Consider the following 2,903-nt stretch of genomic DNA (forward strand, 5'->3'; position numbering starts at 1 on the left):
TCACCCGGGTCACGGCAATGAAGGCATCGGCTGCCAGCCAGTTGCGCTGGGCCAGAGCCTCTGCCATTTGCTCGATGCGCCAACCCTCCGGGATGGTCAGACGTCTTTGCAGGATCCTTCCCTGCCGCAGTTGCTGGGCCACGGCCAGCATGTCCTGGTTGGGATCCAAAGCGTAGGTGCCCGCCTGAAACACCCAGTCGCGCCCGAAGGTGCGGCTCCACAGCTCCCAAGCCAGAGCTGAGCGAATCACCCCTGCTTGGCGCAGTTTTTGCCCGATCAGACGGCTGCTGCTGCCCGGCTGGATTGTTACTTGGATCGGTTCTGGGCCGCCCACCGGCTGGAGCCAGGTCTGCCACTGCCAGTAGCCCAATCCCCCGACCAGAACCAACAGGAAAATCAAGCTCTGCAAAAGACGCCGACCCCAGCGTTCGCGTAAGCGTTGCGTAGCAACATGGGGTGACCTGGGTATAGCGCCTTGGGCAGCAGAGCATTTGGGCAAGACGGGATCCTTTTGGGCCGAATGCTGAACCTGATCTGTCATTGCCTTTCCCTCCAAACGGCCTGAGCACACCCTTGAGCCAGGCTATCCTTCGGACTCAATCCTGGCTAGGGCGTCGCCGGACTCTCAAGGCCGATTTCCCCCCTAACTTGGGATCAACTCTCCTGGGCTGGGGATCCCGTTGTTCTCGACCGTCCGCTGTCCGATCCAAGTGCCGATGGGTTCTCCCTGCACCACTCGATAAATATTGCCAGGGGTAGTCAGGTCAAAGACCACGATGGGCAATTGATTTTCCTTGCAGAGGGCGATGGCGGTGCTGTCCATAACCCGCAGATCGCGGTTCAGCACATCCTGATAGCTGAGGACATCGTAGCGGCGGGCCTGAGGGTGAGTCTTGGGATCCGCATCGTAAACTCCGTCCACCTTGGTGGCTTTGAAAATCACCTCGGCATCGATCTCCGCCGCCCGCAAGGCCGCAGTGGTATCGGTGGTGAAGAAGGGGTTGCCAGATCCTGCCCCAAAAATCACCACCCGCCCCTTTTCCAGGTGACGAATGGCGCGGCGACGAATATAGGGCTCCGCCACCTCCTGCATGGCGATGGCCGTCTGCACCCGGGTGGGGATCCCGGCTCGCTCAATGGCATCCTGCAGGGTTAAGGCGTTGATGACGGTGGCCAGCATCCCTACGTAGTCGGCAGAAGCCTGATCCATCCCTTGGGCAGCCGCCTCTTTGCGCCCGCGCCAGATGTTACCCCCTCCCACCACAATCGCCACCTGCACACCGGCCCGTACCACTGAGGCCACTTCGCCGGCAATGGACTTCAAGACCTCGGGGTCGATCCCGTAGGGGCGCTCCCCCATCAGGGCTTCACCACTCAACTTCAGTAGAATCCGTCGATATTTCATGCTTATCCGCTCCGGCCCACCCCTGCATACGATAGCAGGTTTGTTGAACTAGCTCCGCTCACAGGATTGACCGACAGAGCATCTCGACAAAAACAACCTTACTGCTGTTCTTCGCCAGCGCTGGCCTCGTTGTCGCGGGGGGCAGAACGGAAGCGGCGGCCATTGCGAGCACGACTTTTTTGGAACTGTTTGGCATATTCGCGGTTGCGCTCGGCTTTTTCCCGCTTCAGATTGCGTTTTTTGGCCATGCTGGTTTTCCTGACCGGTTGTCCGGACTCAAGTGAAGGTCCTCAGTTTGAAGTGTCAAAGTGAGGCGCTCTTAATCCTATCACGCTTTGCCGAAGCCATCCTGAAGCCCTCTGCTCAGCCGGCTATGGGCAGGGATCCCCACAACAAGACTAGGCCCATCACAACAAACCCCACGCCTGCCAGGGTTTTGATCCAGCGAGGTGGGATCAGGCGGGCCACCCAAGCTCCTGCCCACACCCCAATTAGGCTGGTGCTGATCAAAGCAGCAGCAGCGCCCAAAAAGATTACCCCAGCGTTTTGCGAGCGGGCACTGAGGAGCAGGGTCGCCAATTGGGTTTTATCGCCCATTTCGGCCAGCAGAATCGAGCCAAAGCTCACTAGGGCGGCCCGTCCGGCCATTTGCCGCAGCAAAAAAGACGGGGTTCGGCTGTCGTTGTCTTGGATCAACACGTTCCTCGGTTGTTCTTCACTCTGTCCTGCCGGGTTGGCATCGGCTGCTCAGGGAGGCTAGCCCTCTGGGAGCTTGTTCCCCCGCCACTCCTGCCATAATACATAGCCCCCGATCACCAGGAACCCTGCACCCGCCAACCATTGTAGCCAGCCCGGGGGAATGACTTGGCCCAGACCTTCTCCCAGCACCACGCTGAAAAAACTGGCGGTCACCAAGGCACCGGCGGAACCGAAAAAGATCGCCCAAGGAGATTGGGATTGGGCACTCATGAGCAAGGTTGCCAACTGGGTTTTGTCGCCCATTTCCGCCACAAACACGGTTAAAAAAGTAACAAACCAGAGTTGCAGTGGGGATCCCTCAGGAAGATTGCTGTCGGAAGAGGGGGGGGTAGTGAGGGGCAGTGCCGTCGGAGGCCCAGTACTGGGGGCGGGAGACAAAGCCAAACTCTCCCCGGCAGGCTGGAAATCCACAGCGGATCCATCCCCGTAGAGATAGTGCTGCCCAACGGCCAAGAAGCCAAAACAGAGAGCCGAGGACAAGGCAATCAACCCCAAGCCCAGGGCCATTTGCCCCTGCCAAGAACGCGGCGCAGCCATGGCGTCAGATCCTAACCACCGACATGCAGCTTATCCTGTTTTCAGCCGCTTCTGGAGGAGACAAGGGCGCTAGAGTAAAAGAATCAGGGGCGTTGGCCGAGCGGTTTAGGCAGCAAACTCATAATTTGCCTTACACAGGTTCGATCCCTGTACGCCCCATCGGGAATTGCTGGACGAGGTTTCTGGGTTGAGGGCTGTTGAC

5 protein-coding genes and 1 tRNA gene are annotated in these 2,903 nt (G+C 59.0%); 1 reads left to right on the forward strand and 5 read right to left on the reverse strand.

What is annotated here, in order from left to right:
• The 5 genes from NW820_RS09250 to NW820_RS09270 form a co-directional block, all read right to left on the reverse strand.
• Positions 1-541, reverse strand: a 541-nt coding sequence (locus NW820_RS09250; protein WP_414344837.1) for an endolytic transglycosylase MltG, incomplete at its 3' end; no start/stop codon positions are given.
• 102 nt (positions 542-643) lie between these two features.
• Positions 644-1,405 carry a UMP kinase gene (gene pyrH / locus NW820_RS09255; protein WP_011433861.1) on the reverse strand — a complete coding sequence of 254 codons (762 nt, stop codon included), beginning with the start codon at positions 1,403-1,405 and terminating at the stop codon, positions 644-646.
• Positions 1,406-1,503: 98 nt separating this feature from the next.
• The gene (locus NW820_RS09260; protein ID WP_011433860.1) at positions 1,504-1,653 is read right to left on the reverse strand and encodes a hypothetical protein; all 150 of its coding nucleotides are present in this window, start codon (positions 1,651-1,653) and stop codon (positions 1,504-1,506) included.
• Positions 1,654-1,768: 115 nt separating this feature from the next.
• Positions 1,769-2,104, reverse strand: coding sequence for a TMEM165/GDT1 family protein (locus NW820_RS09265; RefSeq protein WP_011433859.1), 336 nt, complete (start codon positions 2,102-2,104; stop codon positions 1,769-1,771).
• Positions 2,105-2,161: 57 nt separating this feature from the next.
• Positions 2,162-2,701: a TMEM165/GDT1 family protein gene (locus NW820_RS09270; RefSeq protein ID WP_414407328.1), complete on the reverse strand. Its 540-nt coding sequence runs from the start codon at positions 2,699-2,701 to the stop codon at positions 2,162-2,164.
• Positions 2,702-2,787: 86 nt separating this feature from the next.
• Here NW820_RS09270 and NW820_RS09275 point away from each other — a divergent pair.
• Positions 2,788-2,860, forward strand: a tRNA-Ile gene (locus NW820_RS09275).
• Positions 2,861-2,903 lie beyond the last annotated feature (43 nt).

Source organism: Synechococcus sp. R55.7 (genome assembly GCF_047461955.1).
Lineage (GTDB): Bacteria > Cyanobacteriota > Cyanobacteriia > Thermostichales > Thermostichaceae > Thermostichus.

What these genes read in the sequence shown, in the direction of transcription:
- pyrH (WP_011433861.1), bottom strand. Translation starts at nt 1,405, where the DNA reads ATGAAATATCGACGGATTCTACTGAAGTTGAGTGGTGAAGCCCTGATG.
- NW820_RS09260 (WP_011433860.1), bottom strand. Translation starts at nt 1,653, where the DNA reads ATGGCCAAAAAACGCAATCTGAAGCGGGAAAAAGCCGAGCGCAACCGC.
- NW820_RS09270 (WP_414407328.1), bottom strand. Translation starts at nt 2,701, where the DNA reads ATGGCTGCGCCGCGTTCTTGGCAGGGGCAAATGGCCCTGGGCTTGGGG.